The 17,217-nt window shown below is 75.2% G+C and carries 15 protein-coding genes; 6 read left to right on the top strand and 9 right to left on the bottom strand.

All coding sequences use genetic code 11. From position 1 onward, the window contains the following. Nucleotides 1-13 precede the first annotated feature (13 nt). Complete coding sequence (locus tag ABD254_RS08480) at nt 14-949, bottom strand: redoxin domain-containing protein (RefSeq protein ID WP_344247527.1); 936 nt, start codon at nt 947-949, stop codon at nt 14-16. Nucleotides 950-1,058: 109 nt separating this feature from the next. On the opposite strand from ABD254_RS08480, the gene ABD254_RS08475 reads away from it, so the two are divergent. Next, the gene (locus tag ABD254_RS08475; RefSeq protein WP_344247525.1) at nt 1,059-2,321 is read left to right on the top strand and encodes an MFS transporter; all 1,263 of its coding nucleotides are present in this window, start codon (nt 1,059-1,061) and stop codon (nt 2,319-2,321) included. 86 nt (nt 2,322-2,407) lie between these two features. Here the strand turns inward: ABD254_RS08475 and ABD254_RS08470 are convergent, their stop codons facing one another. Further along, the gene (locus tag ABD254_RS08470; protein WP_344247523.1) at nt 2,408-3,634 is read right to left on the bottom strand and encodes a threonine aldolase family protein; all 1,227 of its coding nucleotides are present in this window, start codon (nt 3,632-3,634) and stop codon (nt 2,408-2,410) included. 235 nt (nt 3,635-3,869) lie between these two features. Between ABD254_RS08470 and ABD254_RS08465 the strand changes: the two genes are divergently transcribed. From ABD254_RS08465 to ABD254_RS08455, 3 genes are read left to right on the top strand one after another with little or no spacing between them, the layout of a single operon-like run. Further along, nucleotides 3,870-4,892, top strand: coding sequence for a 3-oxoacyl-ACP synthase III (locus tag ABD254_RS08465; RefSeq protein WP_344247521.1), 1,023 nt, complete (start codon nt 3,870-3,872; stop codon nt 4,890-4,892). Next, nucleotides 4,889-7,600 carry an alpha/beta fold hydrolase gene (locus ABD254_RS08460; protein WP_344247519.1) on the top strand — a complete coding sequence of 904 codons (2,712 nt, stop codon included), beginning with the start codon at nt 4,889-4,891 and terminating at the stop codon, nt 7,598-7,600. The genes ABD254_RS08465 and ABD254_RS08460 overlap by 4 nt, the downstream gene beginning before the upstream one ends. Before the next feature lie 13 nt (nt 7,601-7,613). Then, complete coding sequence (locus ABD254_RS08455; protein WP_344247517.1) at nt 7,614-8,609, top strand: NAD-dependent epimerase/dehydratase family protein; 996 nt, start codon at nt 7,614-7,616, stop codon at nt 8,607-8,609. A 105-nt stretch (nt 8,610-8,714) separates the two neighbouring features. On the opposite strand, the gene ABD254_RS08450 is transcribed toward ABD254_RS08455, so the two are convergent. Beyond that, nucleotides 8,715-9,899, bottom strand: coding sequence for a ScyD/ScyE family protein (locus tag ABD254_RS08450; RefSeq protein WP_344247515.1), 1,185 nt, complete (start codon nt 9,897-9,899; stop codon nt 8,715-8,717). Between the two features lie 229 nt (nt 9,900-10,128). Continuing rightward, nucleotides 10,129-11,412 (bottom strand): endonuclease/exonuclease/phosphatase family protein, encoded by a 1,284-nt coding sequence (locus ABD254_RS08445; RefSeq protein WP_344247513.1) that lies wholly within the window; start codon nt 11,410-11,412, stop codon nt 10,129-10,131. Between the two features lie 139 nt (nt 11,413-11,551). Between ABD254_RS08445 and ABD254_RS08440 the strand changes: the two genes are divergently transcribed. Continuing rightward, nucleotides 11,552-12,454, top strand: a complete 903-nt coding sequence (locus ABD254_RS08440; RefSeq protein WP_344247511.1) for a VOC family protein — start codon at nt 11,552-11,554, stop codon at nt 12,452-12,454. Nucleotides 12,455-12,468: 14 nt separating this feature from the next. Here ABD254_RS08440 and ABD254_RS08435 read toward each other — a convergent pair whose 3' ends face one another. Beyond that, a complete protein-coding gene (locus tag ABD254_RS08435) occupies nt 12,469-13,239 on the bottom strand; it encodes a class I SAM-dependent methyltransferase (RefSeq protein WP_344247509.1) in 771 nt (256 codons plus the stop codon). A 290-nt stretch (nt 13,240-13,529) separates the two neighbouring features. Here ABD254_RS08435 and ABD254_RS08430 point away from each other — a divergent pair, with 290 nt between their 5' ends. Beyond that, entirely contained in the window at nt 13,530-13,871 is a 342-nt protein-coding gene (locus tag ABD254_RS08430) for a hypothetical protein (protein ID WP_344247507.1), read from the top strand. On the opposite strand, the gene ABD254_RS08425 is transcribed toward ABD254_RS08430, so the two are convergent. The 4 genes from ABD254_RS08425 to ABD254_RS08410 all read right to left on the bottom strand — a co-directional run bounded on the left by ABD254_RS08425 (nt 13,868) and on the right by ABD254_RS08410 (nt 17,126). Next, nucleotides 13,868-15,094: an NAD(P)/FAD-dependent oxidoreductase gene (locus ABD254_RS08425; RefSeq protein ID WP_344247505.1), complete on the bottom strand. Its 1,227-nt coding sequence runs from the start codon at nt 15,092-15,094 to the stop codon at nt 13,868-13,870. The genes ABD254_RS08430 and ABD254_RS08425 overlap by 4 nt on opposite strands. A gap of 229 nt (nt 15,095-15,323) precedes the next feature. Further along, entirely contained in the window at nt 15,324-15,752 is a 429-nt protein-coding gene (locus ABD254_RS08420) for an Hsp20/alpha crystallin family protein (protein WP_344247503.1), read from the bottom strand. Nucleotides 15,753-15,806: 54 nt separating this feature from the next. Further along, nucleotides 15,807-16,148: a putative quinol monooxygenase gene (locus ABD254_RS08415; protein WP_344248523.1), complete on the bottom strand. Its 342-nt coding sequence runs from the start codon at nt 16,146-16,148 to the stop codon at nt 15,807-15,809. A 66-nt stretch (nt 16,149-16,214) separates the two neighbouring features. Next, nucleotides 16,215-17,126 (bottom strand): HNH endonuclease, encoded by a 912-nt coding sequence (locus ABD254_RS08410; RefSeq protein WP_344247501.1) that lies wholly within the window; start codon nt 17,124-17,126, stop codon nt 16,215-16,217. Between the last annotated feature and the right edge of the window lie 91 nt (nt 17,127-17,217).

Here is a 17,217-nt window from a genome sequence, read left to right as displayed (position 1 = left end):
GACCGACCGGGTCCTACGCGGGTCCCTGCGCGGGCTCCGACGCGGGTGCGGACGCCGGCTCCGACGCGGGCTCAGGCGCCGCCGCGAGCCGGCGCACGTCGGCGAGGGCGTCGTCGACGGACTGCGCCGGGTCGGTGACGGGCGCCTGCACGCCGCGGACGACGCCGACGGGGTCGACGAGCAGCGTGACGCGCTTGAGCCGGTCGGACCCGCCGGCGCGGAAGACGGGGAGCCGCAGCGCGGACGCCGCGAGCCCGTCCTGGTCGGAGGCCAGCAGGTAGGGCAGCCCGGCGTGCGCCGCGAAGGCGGCCTGCTGCTGGGGGTGCTGCGTGCTCACTCCGAGGACGCGCGCCCCCGCCGCCGCGAGCGCGTCGTGGCGGCGGCCGTACGTGACGCACTCGAGCGTGCAGCCGCGGGTGCCGGGCACCTCGTCCCAGCGCGGCGGATAGCCGGCCGACCCGGGGGCGTACGCGCCGGGGAAGAAGAACAGGACGGTCCACGCCTCGGGGTCGGCGAGCCGGACGGTGGAGCCGTCGTGCGCCGTGAGCTCGACGTCGGGCACCCGGCGCCCGACGAGGCCCCGCACGCGGTGCAGCTCGCCGTCGGCGGGCTCGCCCGTGAGCCCGCCGTCGCCCATGACGTGCCGCGTGCCCCACTCCTGCAGGGCGAGCAGGACCGGCAGCAGCCCCTCGCCGCGGGCGGTGAGGACGTAGTCGTGCCGCGGCGGGCGGTCGGAGTACGGCACCTTCTCGAGCACGCCGTGCTCGACGAGCGACCCGAGGCGCTCGGTGAGCGCGCGGCGGCTGAGGCCGAGCTCCCGCGCGAAGCCCTCGAACCGGGTGACACCGGCGGCGGCCTCGCGCACGACGAGCAGGCTCTGCCAGTCGCCCACGGCGCCCAGGGCCTGCGCGATGCCGCAGTCGGTGTCGGCGAGCTCCTCACGTCGCATGGTGACCATCCTCTCCCGGTCGGCGCGGCCGCACCGACGGTATAGAGTTCCAAATTGGAACTGACTACACAACCCGCCTGCCGGCGGGGACATTCCCGAGAGGTGATCGATGCCTGCCCCCAGCGCCCGGGCGTTCTGGACCTATTGGAGCGCGACGACGACGAGCGGCGTCGGGACCGCCGTCACCACCGTCGCGCTGCCGCTGACCGCCGTGACCGTGCTGCACGCAGGTCCCGTCGAGACGGGGGTGCTGGCGGCGGCGTCGTACCTCGCCTGGATCGTGCTCGGCCTGCCCGCGGGCGCGATCGTGCACCGGCTGCCGCTGCGCGCCACCCAGGTGGTGGCCGACCTGGCCCGGGCGGCCGCGGTCCTCACCGTGCCGCTCGCCTGGTGGCTCGGGGAGCTCACGCTCGCCCACCTGGTGCTGGCGGCGCTCGCGGTCAACGTCGCCGAGGTGTTCTTCTTCACCGCCAACACGACCTTCCTGCCCACGGTCGTGCCGCGGCACGAGCTGACCGGCCGCAACAGCCTGGTCTCCGCCACCCAGGCCGCCACGCAGCTCGGCGGGCCGTCCGCCGCCGGCCTGCTGGTCCAGGCGGTGGGCGCCGTGCCGGCCCTGCTGGTCGACGTCGTGTCGTACGTGGCGTCGGCGCTGCTGCTGCGGCGGCTGCCGGAGCGGCGCGAGCCGGCGCTCGCGGACGGCGAGGCGCGTCCGCGGATGGGCGCGATGGTCGCCGAGGGCTGGCGGTTCGTCGTCCGGCACCCGGTCATGGCGCCCGCCACCTGGTGGGCGTGCGCCGTCAACTTCGTCTGCGGCGTCCAGGCCGGGCTGTTCGCGCTCTACCTGGTGCGCGACCTCGACGCCCCGCCCGCCATGGTGGGCGTGCTGCTCGCCGCCGACGGCCTGGGGTCGCTGCTCGCGGCGGCCGCGACGCCGTGGCTCGTGCGGCGGTTCGGCTCCGCGCGGGTGCTGCTGTTCGACGGCCTGGTCGGGTTCGCCGGGGCGCTGCTGATCCCGCTCGGCGCCGGCCCCGTCGGGTGGCTCTGCTTCGCGCTCGGCACCCTCGTGTTCGGCGCGTCCGTGGTGCCCGGGAGCGTCGTGACGCGCACGTACCGCCAGGTCGCCAGCCCGCCCGAGCTGCTGTCGCGGGTCATGGCGACCGTGCGGTTCGTCTCCTGGGGGATGATCCCGCTCGGCTCGCTCGCGGCCGGGGTGCTGGCGGCGCAGGTGGGCAACCGCGCGGTGCTCCTCGGCTCGGCCTTCGTGCTGCTGCTCGGCCCGCTCGTCGTCGGGCTCAGCCCGATCCGCCGCCTGCGCGACCTCGAGGACCACGACTCCGGGGCAGCTGTGCCGCTCGCCGTCGGCCGCTGAGAGGCGCGCCGAGCGCAATCAGAACGGCAGTTCGGGATCAGGGCGGCAGCTCGAGCTGCCGCCCTGATCCCGAACTGCCGCGGTGATCAGCTCAGCGCGTCGACGGCGGCCGCGACGAAGGCGTCCACCGTCTCGGGCGTCGTGTCCCACGCGCACATCCAGCGCACCTCGACGCGGTCCGGCGTCTCGCCGGCCGCCCAGTCGTAGAAGCGGGCGCGCCCGCGCAGCCGGTCCGCCGCCGCGCGCGGGAGCGTGGCGAAGACGGCGTTCGCCTCCACCGGGCGCGTGACCCGGACGCCGGTCGCGTCGTGCGCGCCGCCGCCGCCGTCGGTCCGGGCAGAGCCGTCGCCCCGTGCCGCGCCGCCACCCGCCGCCGACCCCGCCGCCGACGCGAGGATCCCGTCCCGCAGCCGCGCCGCCATCGCGTTGGCGTGCGCGGCGTTGCGGAGCCAGAGCGGCTCGCCGGGCGGGGTCGTCCCGACCGGGGCGGCGGGCCCGACCGGGGCGCCGGGCTCGCCCAGCAGGGCGAGGAGCTGGGCGGACACGAACCGCGCCTTGGACGCGAGCTGCATCGTGGCCTTGCGCAGGTACGGGACGGCGGCGGCCGCCGCCTCACGCGCGGCGCCGGTGCCGCCGTCGGGCCCGTCGTCGGGGCCGAGGACGACGACCGCCTCGCCGAGCATCCCGCCGTTCTTCGCGGCGCCGAGGGAGACGACGTCGACGCCGAGGTCGGTGGTCAGCGCGCCCAGGGAGCAGCCGAGCGACGCCGCCGCGTTGGCCAGGCGCGAGCCGTCGACGTGCACGGCCATGCCCAGGTCGTGCGCGACGCGCACCAGCGCGCGCAGGTCCTCGAGCGGGTAGACGGTGCCGAGCTCGGTGGACTGCGTGAGCGACAGGACCGCGGGGTGGGCGCGGTGCACGTCGTGCCGCTGCCCGGCCCAGCGGGCGACGTCGTCGGGCGTGATCCGGCCGTCGACGGACGCGCACGGCAGCAGCTTGAGGCCGCCGACCCGCTCGGGCGCTCCGTTCTCGTCGGTGTTGACGTGCGCGACGTCGGACACGACGACCCCGCCCCAGCGCGGCGACAGCGCGGTGAGCGAGACGACGTTCGCCCCGGTGCCGTTGATCACCGGGAACGCGAGCGCGCCGGGGCCGAAGACCTCCCGCACGCGCGCGTCCAGCCGCGCCGTCCAGGGGTCGTCCCCGTACGCGACGGCGTACCCCTCGTTGGCGGCGACGACGGCCGCGAGCACGTCCGGGTGCGCGGGCGCGTAGTTGTCGGAGGCGAACGGCGGGAGCTGTGGGTCGGTCACCGGGTCAGGGTAGGTCTCGGGGGGCTCGGCCGGCGCCCGGCTGTCATCGACCGTCCGAGTGGCGGACGCCACCGTATGGGCTTGGAACCGCGGGGAGGCGCCGAGCGTCCTACGCTCAGGGGTGCTGACGGCTCGTCATGGTCGCCGGCACTACACGGGCCGCGCCCCCACGGACTCGACCCGCGCCGTCCCGTCGTCGTGCCGGCACCTCGAGTGCCGGCCGCTTGGAGCTCGAGTGCCAGGAAACGCCACCACCAGGTTCGCCAACGTCGCGCTGCTGTCCGTGACCAGCCGACTGCCCTCCGGGGTGCGCACGTCCGCCGACGTGCAGCGGCGGCTCGCGCCGGCGCTACGTCGGCTGCGGCTCCCGTCGTCGCTGCTGCAGCGCGTGGCAGGGGTGCGCGAGCGTCGCGCCTGGACGGCGGACGAGGACTCCGACACCGCGACGATCGCGGCCGGCCACGAGGCGCTCGCGGCGGCGGGCGTGGACGCCGCCGACGTCGGGCTGCTGATCAACACGTCGGTGACCCGCAAGCACCTCGAGCCGTCCGTGGCCGTGCGACTGCACCACGGGCTGGGCCTGCCGTCGTCGGCGGTGAACTTCGACGTCGCGAACGCGTGCCTCGGGTTCATCAACGGCATGAGCCTCGCGGCGGGCATGATCGAGTCCGGCCAGATCCGCCACGCGGTCATCGTGAACGGCGAGGACGCGGACCTGATCCACGACCGCACCATCTCGCGGCTCTTGCGCGAGGACGTCGGCCGCGAGGACTTCATGCAGGAGTTCGCGTCGCTCACCCTCGGGTCCGGCTCGGCCGCCGCGGTGCTGGGACGGGCGGACGAGCACCCCGAGGGGCACCGCGTGCTGGGCGGCGTCACCCGCGCCGCGACGCGCTTCCACGACCTGTGCGTCGGCAGCACCGAGGGCATGTTCACCGACGCGAAGGCGCTGCTCGACGGCGGCCTGGAGCTCGTCGTGGACGCCTGGAAGGACGCCGTCGCCGACTGGGACTGGGCGGCGATGGACCGGTACGTCACGCACCAGGTCTCGCGGGTGCACACCGACGCGATCGTCGAGGCGGTCGGGCTCGACCGCGCCAAGGTCCCGACGACGTTCCCGCGCTACGGCAACGTCGGGCCCGCGTCGGTGCCGATCACGCTCGTCGAGGAGCAGGACACGCTGAGCCGTGGCGACCGGGTGCTGCTCATGGGCGTCGGGTCGGGCATCAACACCGCGATGATGGAGCTCGCCTGGTGACCGACCGTTCCACCCTCCGCGCCGGTGTCCGGCCGGCCGACACGGTCCCGTTCGCCCTGCCCGGCCTCGACCCTCGGCACAGCCACGTGCTCGGCGCCTGGCACTACCTCGACACCGGCCCCGAGCTCGCGGCCCGCGGCATCGAGCCCGTCGGCACGGTGCTGGCGGTGCACGGCAACCCCACCTGGTCGTACCTGTGGCGGTCGGTCGTCACGGCCTCCCTCGACGCCGCGGCCCGCGGTCTGCCGGCGTGGCGCGTCGTCGCCGTCGACCAGCTCGAGATGGGCCTGTCGGCGCGCACGGGGACGCACCGTCCGCTGGCCCGGCGGGTCGCCGACCTGGGAGCGTTCACCGACGCGCTGGGTCTGACCGGGCCGGTCGTCACCCTCGGGCACGACTGGGGCGGCGTCGTCTCCCTCGGCTGGGCGGTCGACCGCCCCGACCGGCTCGCCGGCGTCGCGCTGCTCAACACGGCGGTGCACCAGCCGGACGGCGTCCCCATCCCCGCGGCGCTACGCCTCGCGCTCGCCGGGCCGGTGCACACGCTCGGCACCCGCACCACGCGTGCGTTCCTCGAGACCACGCTGTCGCTGGCCCGCCCGCCCCTGCCGCGCGACGTCGCGGACGCCTACCGGCTGCCGTACCGCCGGGCGGACGAGCGGCACGGGATCGAGGGGTTCGTCGCCGACATCCCCGCAGGTCCGGAGCACGAGAGCCGGCCCGAGCTGGACCGCATCGCGGCGGGGGTCGCAGGGCTGACCGTCCCGGCGGTGCTGCTGTGGGGCCCGCACGACCCGGTGTTCTCCGACCGCTACCTCGACGACCTCGTCCGGCGGCTGCCGCACGCGCACGTGCACCGGTACGCCGACGCCGGGCACCTGCTGGCCGAGGACGTCGACTGGGCACCCACCGTGCTCGGCTGGCTCGGCGACGAAGTCGCGCCCCCGGTCGAGCCGCCTCGTCGGTCGAGCGTGTCGAGGCCACGGACGGGATCCGTCGACGGGCCCGGGACGGCGCAGGCTCGACCCTCGGGCGCGTTCTCGCCGATCTGGGCGGGCCTGGACGCCCGCGCCGACGACGCCGGCCGCGCCGTCCTGGACATGTCCGCCGACGAGCGCGACCCCTCGCGGTCGGTGAGCTGGCGCGCCCTGTCGCGCCAGGTGCGGCGGATCGCCGCCGGGCTGCACGCGATCGGGGTGCGCCGCGGTGACCGCGTGTCGCTGCTGGTGGAGCCCGGCCCGACGCTGACGGCGCTCGTCTACGCGTGCCTGCGGATCGGGGCTGTGGTCGTGGTGGCCGACGCCGGGCTGGGCGCCCGCGGCCTGACCCGCGCCCAGCGCGGCGCGTGGCCGCGCTTCGTCGTCGCGCAGCGCAAGGGCCTGGCGGCGGCGCGGGCGCTCGGCTGGCCGGGCGTGCGGATCTCCGCGGAGCCGCTCCCCGCCGCCGCGCGCCGCGTCCTCGGGGTCGCCCACGAGCTGGTCGACGTCGCGCGCCTCGGCGAGGGGCGTGCGCTGCCCCCCGAGCCCGGCGCCGACGACGAGGCCGCCGTCCTGTTCACGTCCGGCTCGACCGGCCCCGCCAAGGGCGTCGTCTACACCCACGCGCAGCTCGCCGCCCTGCGCGACGCGCTGGCCGCGCACTTCGACGTCGGCCCCGACACCGGCCTGGTGACGGGGTTCGCGCCGTTCGCGCTGCTGGGCCCGGCCCTGGGCACCAGGTCGGTGACGCCCGTCATGGACGTTTCCGCGCCGCGCACCCTCACCGCCCGCGCCGTCGCCGACGCCGTGCGCGCCTCGGACGCGCGGATCGTGTTCCTGTCGCCGGCGGCGATCCTCAACGTCGTCGCCACGGCGGACGGGCTCGAGCCCGCCGACCGCGCCGCCCTCGGGAGGGTGCGCACCTTCCTGTCCACGGGGGCGCCGATCAGCGAGCGGCTGCTCTCCCTGGCCGCCGACCTCATGCCCGCCGCGACCGCGCACACCCCGTACGGGATGACGGAGTGCCTGCTCGTCACGGACATCACGCTGGACGGCATCGCCGACGCCGCGGCCGCGCCCGACGACGGCGTGTGCGTGGGGCTGCCGTTCGGGACGGCCGGTGCGGGCGGGACTGGGGGCGCCGCCGGTGCGCAGGTGCTCGTCAGCGCGCTCGACGACGACGGCGCCGCGACCGGCGAGCCCGGCGACGCGCCCGGCGTGCTGGGCGAGGTCGTGGTGCGCGCTCCGCACCTCAAGGAGCGGTACGACCGGCTGTGGCTCACCGACCTGGCGTCGGTGCGCGACGTCCCGGCGGGGCGCTGGCACCGCACGGGCGACGTCGGGCACCTCGACGACGCGGGCCGGCTGTGGATCGAGGGGCGGCTGGCGCACGTGCTGACGACGCCCGCCGGCCCGCTCGCCCCGGTGGGCCCGGAGCAGCACGTCGAGCGGGTGCGGGGGGTGCGACGGGCCGCGGTCGTCGGCGTCGGGCCGGCCGGGGTGCAGCAGCCGGTCGCGGTCGTGGAGACGGTCGCCGGCGTCCGGCGGCCGGGACTCGCGCCGCACGAGCTGTCGGCGGCGGTGCGCGCGGCGTCGCCGGTGCCGCTCGCCGCGGTGCTGGTCGTGCCGCGGATGCCGACGGACGTGCGCCACAACTCCAAGATCGACCGCACCCGCCTGGCCAGGTGGGCCGCCGGCGTGCTGGCAGGCGGCCGAGTAGGCGCGCCGTGAGGGGCGGTGCTTCGTGAAGGTGCTGGTCACGGGCGCGTCGGGGCTGCTCGGCGGCGCGGTCGCGCGGGCGCTCGTCGCGCGCGGTGACGAGGTGCGGACGCTGCAGCGGCGCCCCTCGGGGGTGCCGGGCGCCCTGGACGCGGCGGGGTCCGTCACCGACCCGGACGCGGTGCGTCGTGCCGCCCGGGGCGTCGACGGGGTGGTCCACCTCGCGGCCAAGGTGTCGCTCGCGGGGGAGCCGTCCGAGTTCGACGCCGTGAACGTGGGCGGCACCGCGACGGTGCTCGACGCCGCGCGACGGGCGGGCGCGGGTCTGTTCGTGCAGGTGTCGTCGCCGTCCGTCGCGCACACCGGCTCGTCGCTGGTCGGCGTCGGCGCGCAGCCCGCGGACCCGGTGGGCGCCCGGGGCGACTACGCGCGGACCAAGGCGCTCGGGGAGCTGCTCGCCCTCGCCCGCGACGAGGGCCCCGCCGGGACGAGCGTCGTCGCCGTCCGCCCGCACCTGGTGTGGGGGCCGGGGGACACGCAGCTCGTGGAGCGCGTGGTCGACCGGGCCGCCCGCGGTCGCCTCCCGCTGCTCGGCCACGGGGCCGCGCTCATCGACTCGACGTACGTGGACAACGCCGCGGACGGCATCGTCGCGGCGCTCGACCGCGCCGAGGACGTGCACGGTCGCGCGTACGTGCTGACCAACGGCGAGCCGCGCACGGTCGCGGACCTGCTGGGCGGCATCTGCCGGGCCGCGGGGGTGCGGCCCCCGGCGTGGCGGGTGCCGGCCGGCCTCGCGCGCACCGCGGGCGGGCTCGTCGAGGCGGCGTGGCGGGTGCGGCCGCCGGTTCGGGACGGCGCCGACGAGCCGCCGATGACGCGCTTCCTCGCCGAGCAGCTCTCCACCGCGCACTGGTTCGACCAGCGCGCGACCCACGCCGACCTGCGCTGGACCCCGGCCGTGAGCATCGACGAGGGCCTGGAGCGCCTGGCCGCGCACTACGCTGCCCGCCGCCCCTGAGACCGCCCGCCCAGCAGCCCTCCCGCCGACGCTGTGAGCATGAGACACGCCCTGTTCGGCGTTCCGAACAGGGCGTGTCTCATGCTCACAACGCTCGTGGGGGCGTCAGCGTCCGTGCCAGTGGCCGTGGCCCTTCGGCAGGTCGATCTCGACCAGGCGGCCCACGGCCGGCGGCGGCTCGTCCGGCGGCGCGGCGAGGTCCGCGATCTCGATCGTGGCGAGCAGGTCGCCGTCGTGCCACTCGACGGCGGCGGGGAGCCCGACCTCGAGGAGCGTGCGCGGCTCGCCGTGCGTCACCTTGCTGATGCGGCCGCCGAACAGCTCGGCGACGTAGATGTCGCCCCACGGGGACACGGCGAGGCCCGTCGCGGCGAAGAAGCCGTCCGCGACCTCCCGGACCGAGCCGGTCAGGGGGTTGACCCGGTAGACCGCGCCGCGGGCTCCGAGGCTCGGGTCCTCGGGACCGCCGGGCAGCGTCGTGACGTAGAGCTGGCCCCACGGGCCGACCTCGACGTCGGTCGGCACCGGCTCGAACCAGTACGTCTCGCCGACGGCGCAGTCGGGCAGCCCGTTGGACGCCGCCGCCTCGGCCGTTATGTCCGTCGGCTGCGGCGGGAGGACCGCGACGGCGCGGACCCGACCCCGGTCGCTCACGGACACGATGGCGTTCATCGCCGCGTCGGCCACGAACGTCGTGCCCCAGGCGTGGGTGGTCGCGTACGGGTGGGACTCGACGATGCCCGTGTACAGGATCGGCATGCCGTCCTCGGGCATCAGGTCCAAGCACTCCTGGTCGGTCTCGCGGAACCCGTAGGTGACGTCGCCGTCCGGGTTGCGCTCGGCCTCGTACACGCTCAGGTCGGTGACGGTGCGGGCCGTGCCGACCGGCCTGCCGTGGCCGTCGAGCCGGAGCGTCTTGATCGGGGTGCTGAAGACGGGCGCCTCCTCGGTCCCGCTGATCGCCGTCTCGGCGAACGTCAGCGTCCGTCCGTGCACGGAGAGCGCGCCCGCCTCGGCGGGGCCGAAGATCTCGTGCGGCTGGGTGCCGTGGACGGTCGAGGTGTTGCCGCGCCGGTCGACGGCGGTGATCGTCCCGGTGAAGTTCTGCGTGACGTAGGTCGTGCCGTGCGGTCCGGCGGCGACGCTGAGCGGGGTGTCGAGCCCGGTCGCCAGGTCGGTGACCTCCGGCGGGCGGGGCTGGTGGTGCTTGCCGCCGTGAGCGACGGCGGATGGCGTGGCGAGCAGCAGCGCCGTTGCTGCTGCCGCCACCACAGTGGTGACGCGTCTCATGGGTGCTCCAGGGGTGCGCAGACCGATACCGATGGTGGGGTGTCGTGTCGTCCCTGCCGACGACGGAGGCGCGGGGCCGGGTGTCCCGGCGGCGCGCGGTGCGGCCGAGGTGTCCGGCCGGGCATCAGAGCATTCCGAGTGTGCTCCGCCGCCGGGAACGCCCGCCAGGTGCGCGGCCCCCTGTCACCCGGGTGACTTTTGGGGCCACCCGGACCGATGGATGCCGAGGTCAGCGGACTCTGACGTCCACCCAGACCAGCCGGTGGTCGCTGCTCGGGAAGGGGTAGGCGCCGGTGAGTCGTGACAGCGGGTCGGCCTGCGTCGGCCAGAACACCCCGGCGTCGCGCACCCGCAGGTCCCGGGACGGCAGCACGTAGTCGGCGCGGAGGTTGCCCGGCGCGGTGTCCGCGAAGTCGGCGGTGTCCAGCGCGGGATCGCCGGTGTGCGCCGCGTTGGCGCCACCCTGCAGCGTCGCGGCCTCGACGGCGCCGTCGGACGTCGGGGCCGGGTCGGTGATCCCGCGGTGGTCCAGGAGCTGGTCGATCGCCCCGTCCACCGAGTCGCCGTCGAGCGGGTCGGCGTTCTGGTCGCCGAGGACCACGAAGCTCTCGCCGCGCTCCAGCCCGCCGCGGCGGCCCTCGTCGTCGTAGACATAGCGCGCGGTCCGGCCGCCGGTGACGTAGTCGGCCCAGAACCGGATCTCGTCGTGGTTGCGCCGCCCGTTGCGGTCCTCGGCGCCGTCGAACGTGGGCGGCGTCGGGTGCGAGGCGAGCACGTGCACCGTCGTGCGGCCCACCCGCACGGGGACGTCCCAGTGGGACTTGCTCGACAGCCGGACGACGTCGAGCTCGGCGTCGCTGTACCAGTCCCCGGGCTCGGCGGTGGCGGGGTCGTCGGGGAGCAGTGCACCCGGCATGTCCTTCCACAGGAAGTCCTGGAAGGTGCGCACGGATCGGGTGTCGATCGGGTACTTGGACAGCACGACCATGCCGTACTGCCCCTCGAACTCGCCGAAGCCGAACGCGTCGTCCCCGCCGCCCACGGTGCCGTCGTTGTTCAGGTCGAAGCCGCTGTCCACGCCCGTGTTCGACGGCGCGGTCCAGGCGTAGCGGTAGCGCACCGGGTCGGCGCCGCCCTGCGCGACCTCGAGGTAGTTCTCGCGGAAGAGGTCCACGGACGCGTGCGCGTCGTCGTGGTCGAACTCGTTGAGCAGCACGACGTCCGGGTCGGCGCGCTGGATCACCTCCGCGACCGCGCGGGCCTGGGCGTCGTCGCCCCTGGACAGGTCCGCCTCGAGCTCGCCCTCGGTCGCCCGGTTCAGCGACAGGTTGTACGTCGCGACCCGCAGGGACTCGTGCTTCCCGCCGTGGCCGTGCCCGTGGTCGTGGCCGCCCCCGCCGTGGCCCCCGCCGTGGGCGCTCGCGGCGAGGGGTGCCAGGGCGAGGACCGCCCCGAGGGCGAGCGTGGCGGTGACCGTGACGGTCTGGCGGCGGAGTGCACGGCGTGAGGTCATGACGCCACGGTAGGGAGGCGGGTGCGCGCGGGGAAGGAGGCGCGGGCGACCTGTGGATGAACGTCAGGTGCTGCGGCTGTCGGCTGTCGGTGCCGCGGGGCAGCATGGTCGGTGTCACGAACCGAGGGCTGGAGGACGCATGACCGCACCCACGACGGACCCGATCGCTCCCCGCACGTACCCGCACGGTGTGCCCTGCTGGGTCGACCTCGAGGTGGAGGACGTGGACGCGGCGCTGGCGTTCTACAACGCCCTGTTCGGCTGGACGTTCACCGCGAAGCTGCCGCCGACGGCACCCGGCCGGTACGTCGTGGCGTCGCACGACGGCACGGACGCGACCGCCGTCGCGGGGATCGCCACGCCCGACCCGGGGTACGACGGCGAGGTGGCCTGGCACACCTACCTCGCGGTCGACGACGTCGAGGCGGCGGCCGCCCGGGCGGTCGAGCTGGGCGGCTTCGTCAGCTCGGGCCCGGAGCCGGTGGGTCCGCCCGGCCGGGCGGCGGGGTGGATGGCGCGGATCGTGGACCCCCAGGGCGCGCCGAGCCGGCTGTGGCAGGCCGGGACGCGGCTCGGGTCGCAGGTGGTCAACGGGCCGGGCGCATGGAACTTCAGCAACCTGCTCACCCCGGACCCGGTCGCGGCGCTCGCGTTCTACGGGCCGCTGCTGGGGTGGGAGCTGGACCCGGACCTCGGGGCGGGCATGGCGCGCGTGCCGGGGTACGGCGACCACCTGGCCCGCACCGTCGATCCCGGCATCCACGAGCGGCAGGAGTTCGTCCCGCCGGGGTTCGCCGACGTGGTCGCCGGCGTGCTGCCAGGGGTGAGCCCCGCCCGGTGGTCGGTCGTGTTCGCCGTGGCCGACCGTGACGCGTCCGCAGCCGCCGCGGAGCGCGCCGGTGGGAGGGTGCTCTCGACCGTGGAGACCGAATGGTCCAGGGACGCGACGGTGCACGACCTGTCGGGGGCCGAGCTCGTGCTGTCCCAGTTCGCCCCGCCGCAGGAGTTCCTCGAGGCCGAGGCGGCCGCCGGGAAGTCCTGACCAGGTCGGGCCGGTCAGGGCCGGCGCGCCTGGACCCACATCACGGGCGTGTCCATGAACGTCGCGCGCTCGACCTCGTGCGCGTCGACGAGACCCGCCTGGGTGAGCAGCCGCTGGATGCCGCCGTCGGCGTTGTCCTCGCGGTGCTGGTTCCGGCCGATCTCGTGCCCGTGCTGGTGGGCCCGACCGTGCCGCTGACCGCCGCCGTGGTCATGGCCGTGGCCGTCGTCGTGCCCGCCGGGCGCGTCGAGGTCCGCGATCGTCACCCGCCCGCCGGGACGGAGCGCGCGCACCAGCTCCGCGGCGAACCGTTCCTTCTCCGCCATCGGCACGTGGTGCAGCGCGAGCGACGACACGACGTGGTCGACGCTCCCGTCAGCGGCGGGGAGCCGGTCGGCGTACCCGCGCACGAGCGTGACCTCTCCGCCCGAACCTCTGGAGAACCAGCGGCGACGCCGGACCTTGCGGGCGGCCCGGCGCAGCGCGGCGCCGTCGGGATCGAGACCGGTGACGACGGCGTCCGGCACCTCCCGCAGGACGGTGAGCAGGAGGTTGCCGGTGCCGCAACCGACGTCGAGCACCCGCTGACCTGGAGCGACGCCCGCCAGCCCGACGGTGCGCACGTGCAGGCGGCCGGCGTGACGCCACCAGCTCTGGACGTCGTACCAGGGCATCTTCCACGCGCTGCTCATTCCGGGCAGGTACGCCTTGTCCGCCTCGTCGGGGCGGACGTCGTCGTACAACCGCACGCCCCTGCGGGCGCTTTTCGTGGAGCTCGCCGTCATGACCGGAACGCTACCCGCGTGTCGCCCCGGCGTGCCGTCATCTCGGAGCGGTTGCCGATCACGGCTCTGTCGGGAGCGCGGGATCCCGTCCCTCCTGGCGCGCGCCGATACGCCCCGGCAGGAACGTCCTGCTCACCTGGATCCGTGACCGCGCCGCGGGACGCGCTCCGGCTCGGCCGACAGTGCGCAAAACGACAACGTCGGCGGCGCGGGGCCGCAGGGCCGCGGCGGGGGAGTCCTGCCGGGCGCCTCGCCCTGGTCGGGGAGGACCGGCGTGACAGGGTGGCGGCATGACGACCGTCGCGCAGCTGCGCCGGGCCGCGCTCGCGCTGCCCGAGACCGCCGAAGGCACGCGCTTCGGCATGGTCGCGTTCACCGTGCGCGAGAGGAGCTTCGCATCGGTGACCAGGGATGACGCCGTCCAGCTGCGCCTCACGGCCGACGACGTGGACGCCCTGCTCGCCGACGTGCCCTCGGCCGAGCGGCTGACCCGTGGCGCGACCGTGCTCGGTGCGCGCATCCCGCTCGCCGACGTCGACGGGCAGCGGCTCAACCACGCCGAGCTGCTCACGCTGCACGGCGTCGGGCCGAAGGCGGTGCGGATCCTGCGGGAGGCGCTCGGCGGAGGCTAGGCCGCCGGGCCGGCCATCGCGGGCGCCTGCACCCGCTCCGCCACCTGCGCCGCGCGGCGCCGGTGGTCCGTGATCCAGACCGGGAAGCTGACGATCCCGGGCCATCGGGCCTCCCACACGAGCTGCTTGACCGTGCTCCAGCACACCAGCTCCTTGAGCCACGACCCCATCCGCGCGCCGAGACGCCCGCCCAGGTACACCCCGACCGGGTCGTCGTTGCGGCGGGCGAACTGGAACATCCCGGCAGTGCGCCCCAGGCTGAGGCACTGGCCGAGGAAGCCGACCGCGGCGGGCGCCGGCTCCCGGCCGGCGAGGCGGGCGAGCACGGTGTTCGCCGCGATGCCGCCGAGCTGGCCCGCGGCCTGGCAGCTCATCCGAAACGGCAGGTCCGACGGCGCGGCCGAGTCACCCGCAGCGACGATGCGGTCGTCGTCGACGCTGGTCAGCGTCTCGTCGGTGAGCAGACGCCCCGCGGCGTCGACGGTCAGGCCGCTGCGTGCGGCGAGGTCCGGTACCGCGAACCCGGCGGTCCAGATCGTGATGGCGGACGGCAGGCAGCGGCCGTCGGCGAGCCGCGCGGCGTCGGCCGTCACCTCGGTCACGGTGGCACCGGCGCCCTCGAGCACCGTCACGCCGAGCGCTGCCAGCCGATCCGCCACGACGCGCCGTCCCCTCGCGTGCAGGTACGGCCCGAGCACCTCGCCGGCCACCAGCGTGACGGCGCGCCCCTGCTCGGCCAGCTCGGTGGCCACCTCGATGCCCGACGGCCCGGCACCCACCACCGCCACGGACGCCGTCGGGCCGGCGGCGTCGAGCGCCGGCCGCAGCCGGTCCGACTCCTCCAGGCTGGCGACCGGGTAGGCGTGCTCCGCGGCCCCCGGCACGCGCGGCACGGCGCTGTGGCTGCCGACCGCGTAGACGAGGTAGTCGTAGCCGACGGCGCCGCCGCCGGCGAGGTGCACGCGGCGCTCGCCGGCGTCGATCCGCTCCGCGCTGCCGACGACCAGACGCACGCCGTCGGCCAGCACCTCCCGGTAGTCGACGACCGCGTCGTTCGAGCCCGCCACCCGCTGGTGCAGGCGGATCCGCTCGACGAACGTCGGGCGGGCGTTGATCAGCGTGACGGCCACGTCGTCGCGCTTGGTCAGGCGGTTGGCCGCCATCACCCCGGCATACCCGCCACCGACCACCACGACCCGCACCGATCCGGTCTGCTGCGACATGTCCACTCCTTCGTCGTCCTCAGGTTGCGTCGTCATCCCGACGACGGCGAGGGGTACGGGTGTGACATCGACCCGGGCACGGCGACGGCGCCCGGTCGCGGGGTGCGACCGGGCGCCGTCGGGCGTGCGCCTGAGAAATCAGGCGGCGGTGTTCGGCCGCCTGAGTCTGCGGTTCCGCTGCGGGCGAGTGCCTCGTTCCTCGGCCCTCACCCTGCGCTGCACCTCCGCCTCAGGCGGCGGTGGTGACCTCGATGCGCTGCGGTGCCGTGCCGGCGAAGACGCCGGTGACGGTGACCGTCAGGACGCCCGCGTCGTACGCCGCACGGACGGCCTCGGGCTCCACGGCCCTCGGCAGCGTGACGACGCGGCGGAAGGAGCCGAAGCGGACCTCCGAGATGCGGCGGCCCTCGGACTCCTCGGAACGCTGGTCCTTGCGCTCGCCGCGGACGACGAGCTTGCGGCCCTCGACCTCGACGGTGACGTCGTCGGCCGGGTCGACGCCCGGCAGATCGAGGCGGGCGACGAGGTCCTCGCCGTCGCGGTACACGTCCGCGGCGGGGGTCGGGCCCTCGGCGCGGGCGACGTCCGCGAAGCGCGGCGTCCACAGGTCGCGGAGCCAGGCGTCGGCGAACGGGGTGCGGGTCAGGGTGGTGGTCATGCTGTCCTCCTCTGGGTGAGTGCTGCTGACCGGTTCAACTTGAGCCACCCTGACTCAATTTCCAGGTTCGCCGACGGCGGACGGGCGGCCGGACCAGTCGCGCAACGGCGAGCCGACGACGGCGAAGTCGAACCCGCCGACGTCGCCGGACAGCAGCGGCCGCGCGGCGGCGATGGACGCCTGCACGGCCGGGAGCTGGAGCGATGCGCGGTGCGCCTCCTGCGACGTCCACAGCTCGGCGACGAACACCGTGTCCGGCTGGTCGTCGCTGACGCCGACCTCGTAGAGCAGGCAGCCCGCGTCTGCCAGCTCCGTGCTGTGCTGCGTGAGGTGCGCGACAAGCTCGTCACGCCTGCCGGGGGCCGTGCCGAGCGTGCCGACGTTCGCGTAGGTAATGCTGTGACGCTAGCCGGGACCGGTGACACGGCACAGATCCCAGAGTGCGACGGGTGGCGTCCCTGTTCAGCCTGCCGCTCGTGGAACGCCGGTCGCCGTGGCGAAGTGCTCGTAGCGCCAGGCGAGGTGATCGCGGTCAGGGCGATCCGGGCGTAATCGTGGCAGCGACAGCTGACGCCCGTGCATCTCCTGGAGGCCGTGCTTGAGCATCGGGCCGTCGACCTCTTGGAGCAGGCGGAATGCGATGCGCACCTCGTAGTCCGGGGTCACGCCGATCATGTTCTGGTCGTACGCGGCGTGGTGGATCTTGCAGAGAGCGAGCCCGTTGTCGACCGTCGGGGCGCCGAGCTCGTGCCCGTCCGGAACGATGTGTGCGGCGTCGAGCAATGACCCGTGATTGAGCTCGCAGACGGCGCACCGTGTCTCGTAGGCGACGAGCACACGCGTGCGGAACGCCGGCTGGTGCAGACGCTGCTTCGCGAGCCTGAGCGCGTACTGCCGCTGCGGTTCGGTGAGATGCCGTGGGTCGTGGATGAACGTGAACGACTCGTCGAGGGCGATGAGGAACTGCCGGTTCTCGGGCTCGTCGTCGACGACGTACACCGGGAACACCGGCGTGTAGACGTTCGCGACCTCTTTGCGGAACAGGATGAGCGGCATGCGCGTCACCATGGCGTGCCGCAGCTTCCGGTTGTCACCCGACCACGGGTCGCCCTTGCGGTAGGCGTAGTGCAGCAGTCCGTCGTCGGACTCGGTGTCGTCGTACGGGCCGTTGGCAGCGCTGACGATCGACAGCGTGGAGCTGAACGAGGCGGGATTGCGGATGCCGCGGGAGTAGTCGATGACCGGAAGCTTCTCGCCAGCGAGGTGGAAGTCGAGCAGCTCGTCGCGCCGGAGGAAGCCGCCGTTGGCCTCAGCCCGGGCGCTCACCCACTCCATGATCTGCTTGCGCAGCTCTGCCTCGACCGCGGACTCCACCCGCCGAGCTCACCACCGAGGAGGTGCCGGCGCAAGGGCTCGCACGGGTAACTCGCCTGGTAGATGGCGATTTTCACCCTGAGTGGTCGAC

The sequence above is a fragment of the Isoptericola hypogeus genome, assembly GCF_039531145.1.
GTDB lineage: Bacteria > Actinomycetota > Actinomycetes > Actinomycetales > Cellulomonadaceae > Isoptericola > Isoptericola hypogeus.
Note: the sequence above shows the minus strand (reverse complement) of the source record. Positions and strands in the feature narration are given on the sequence as shown.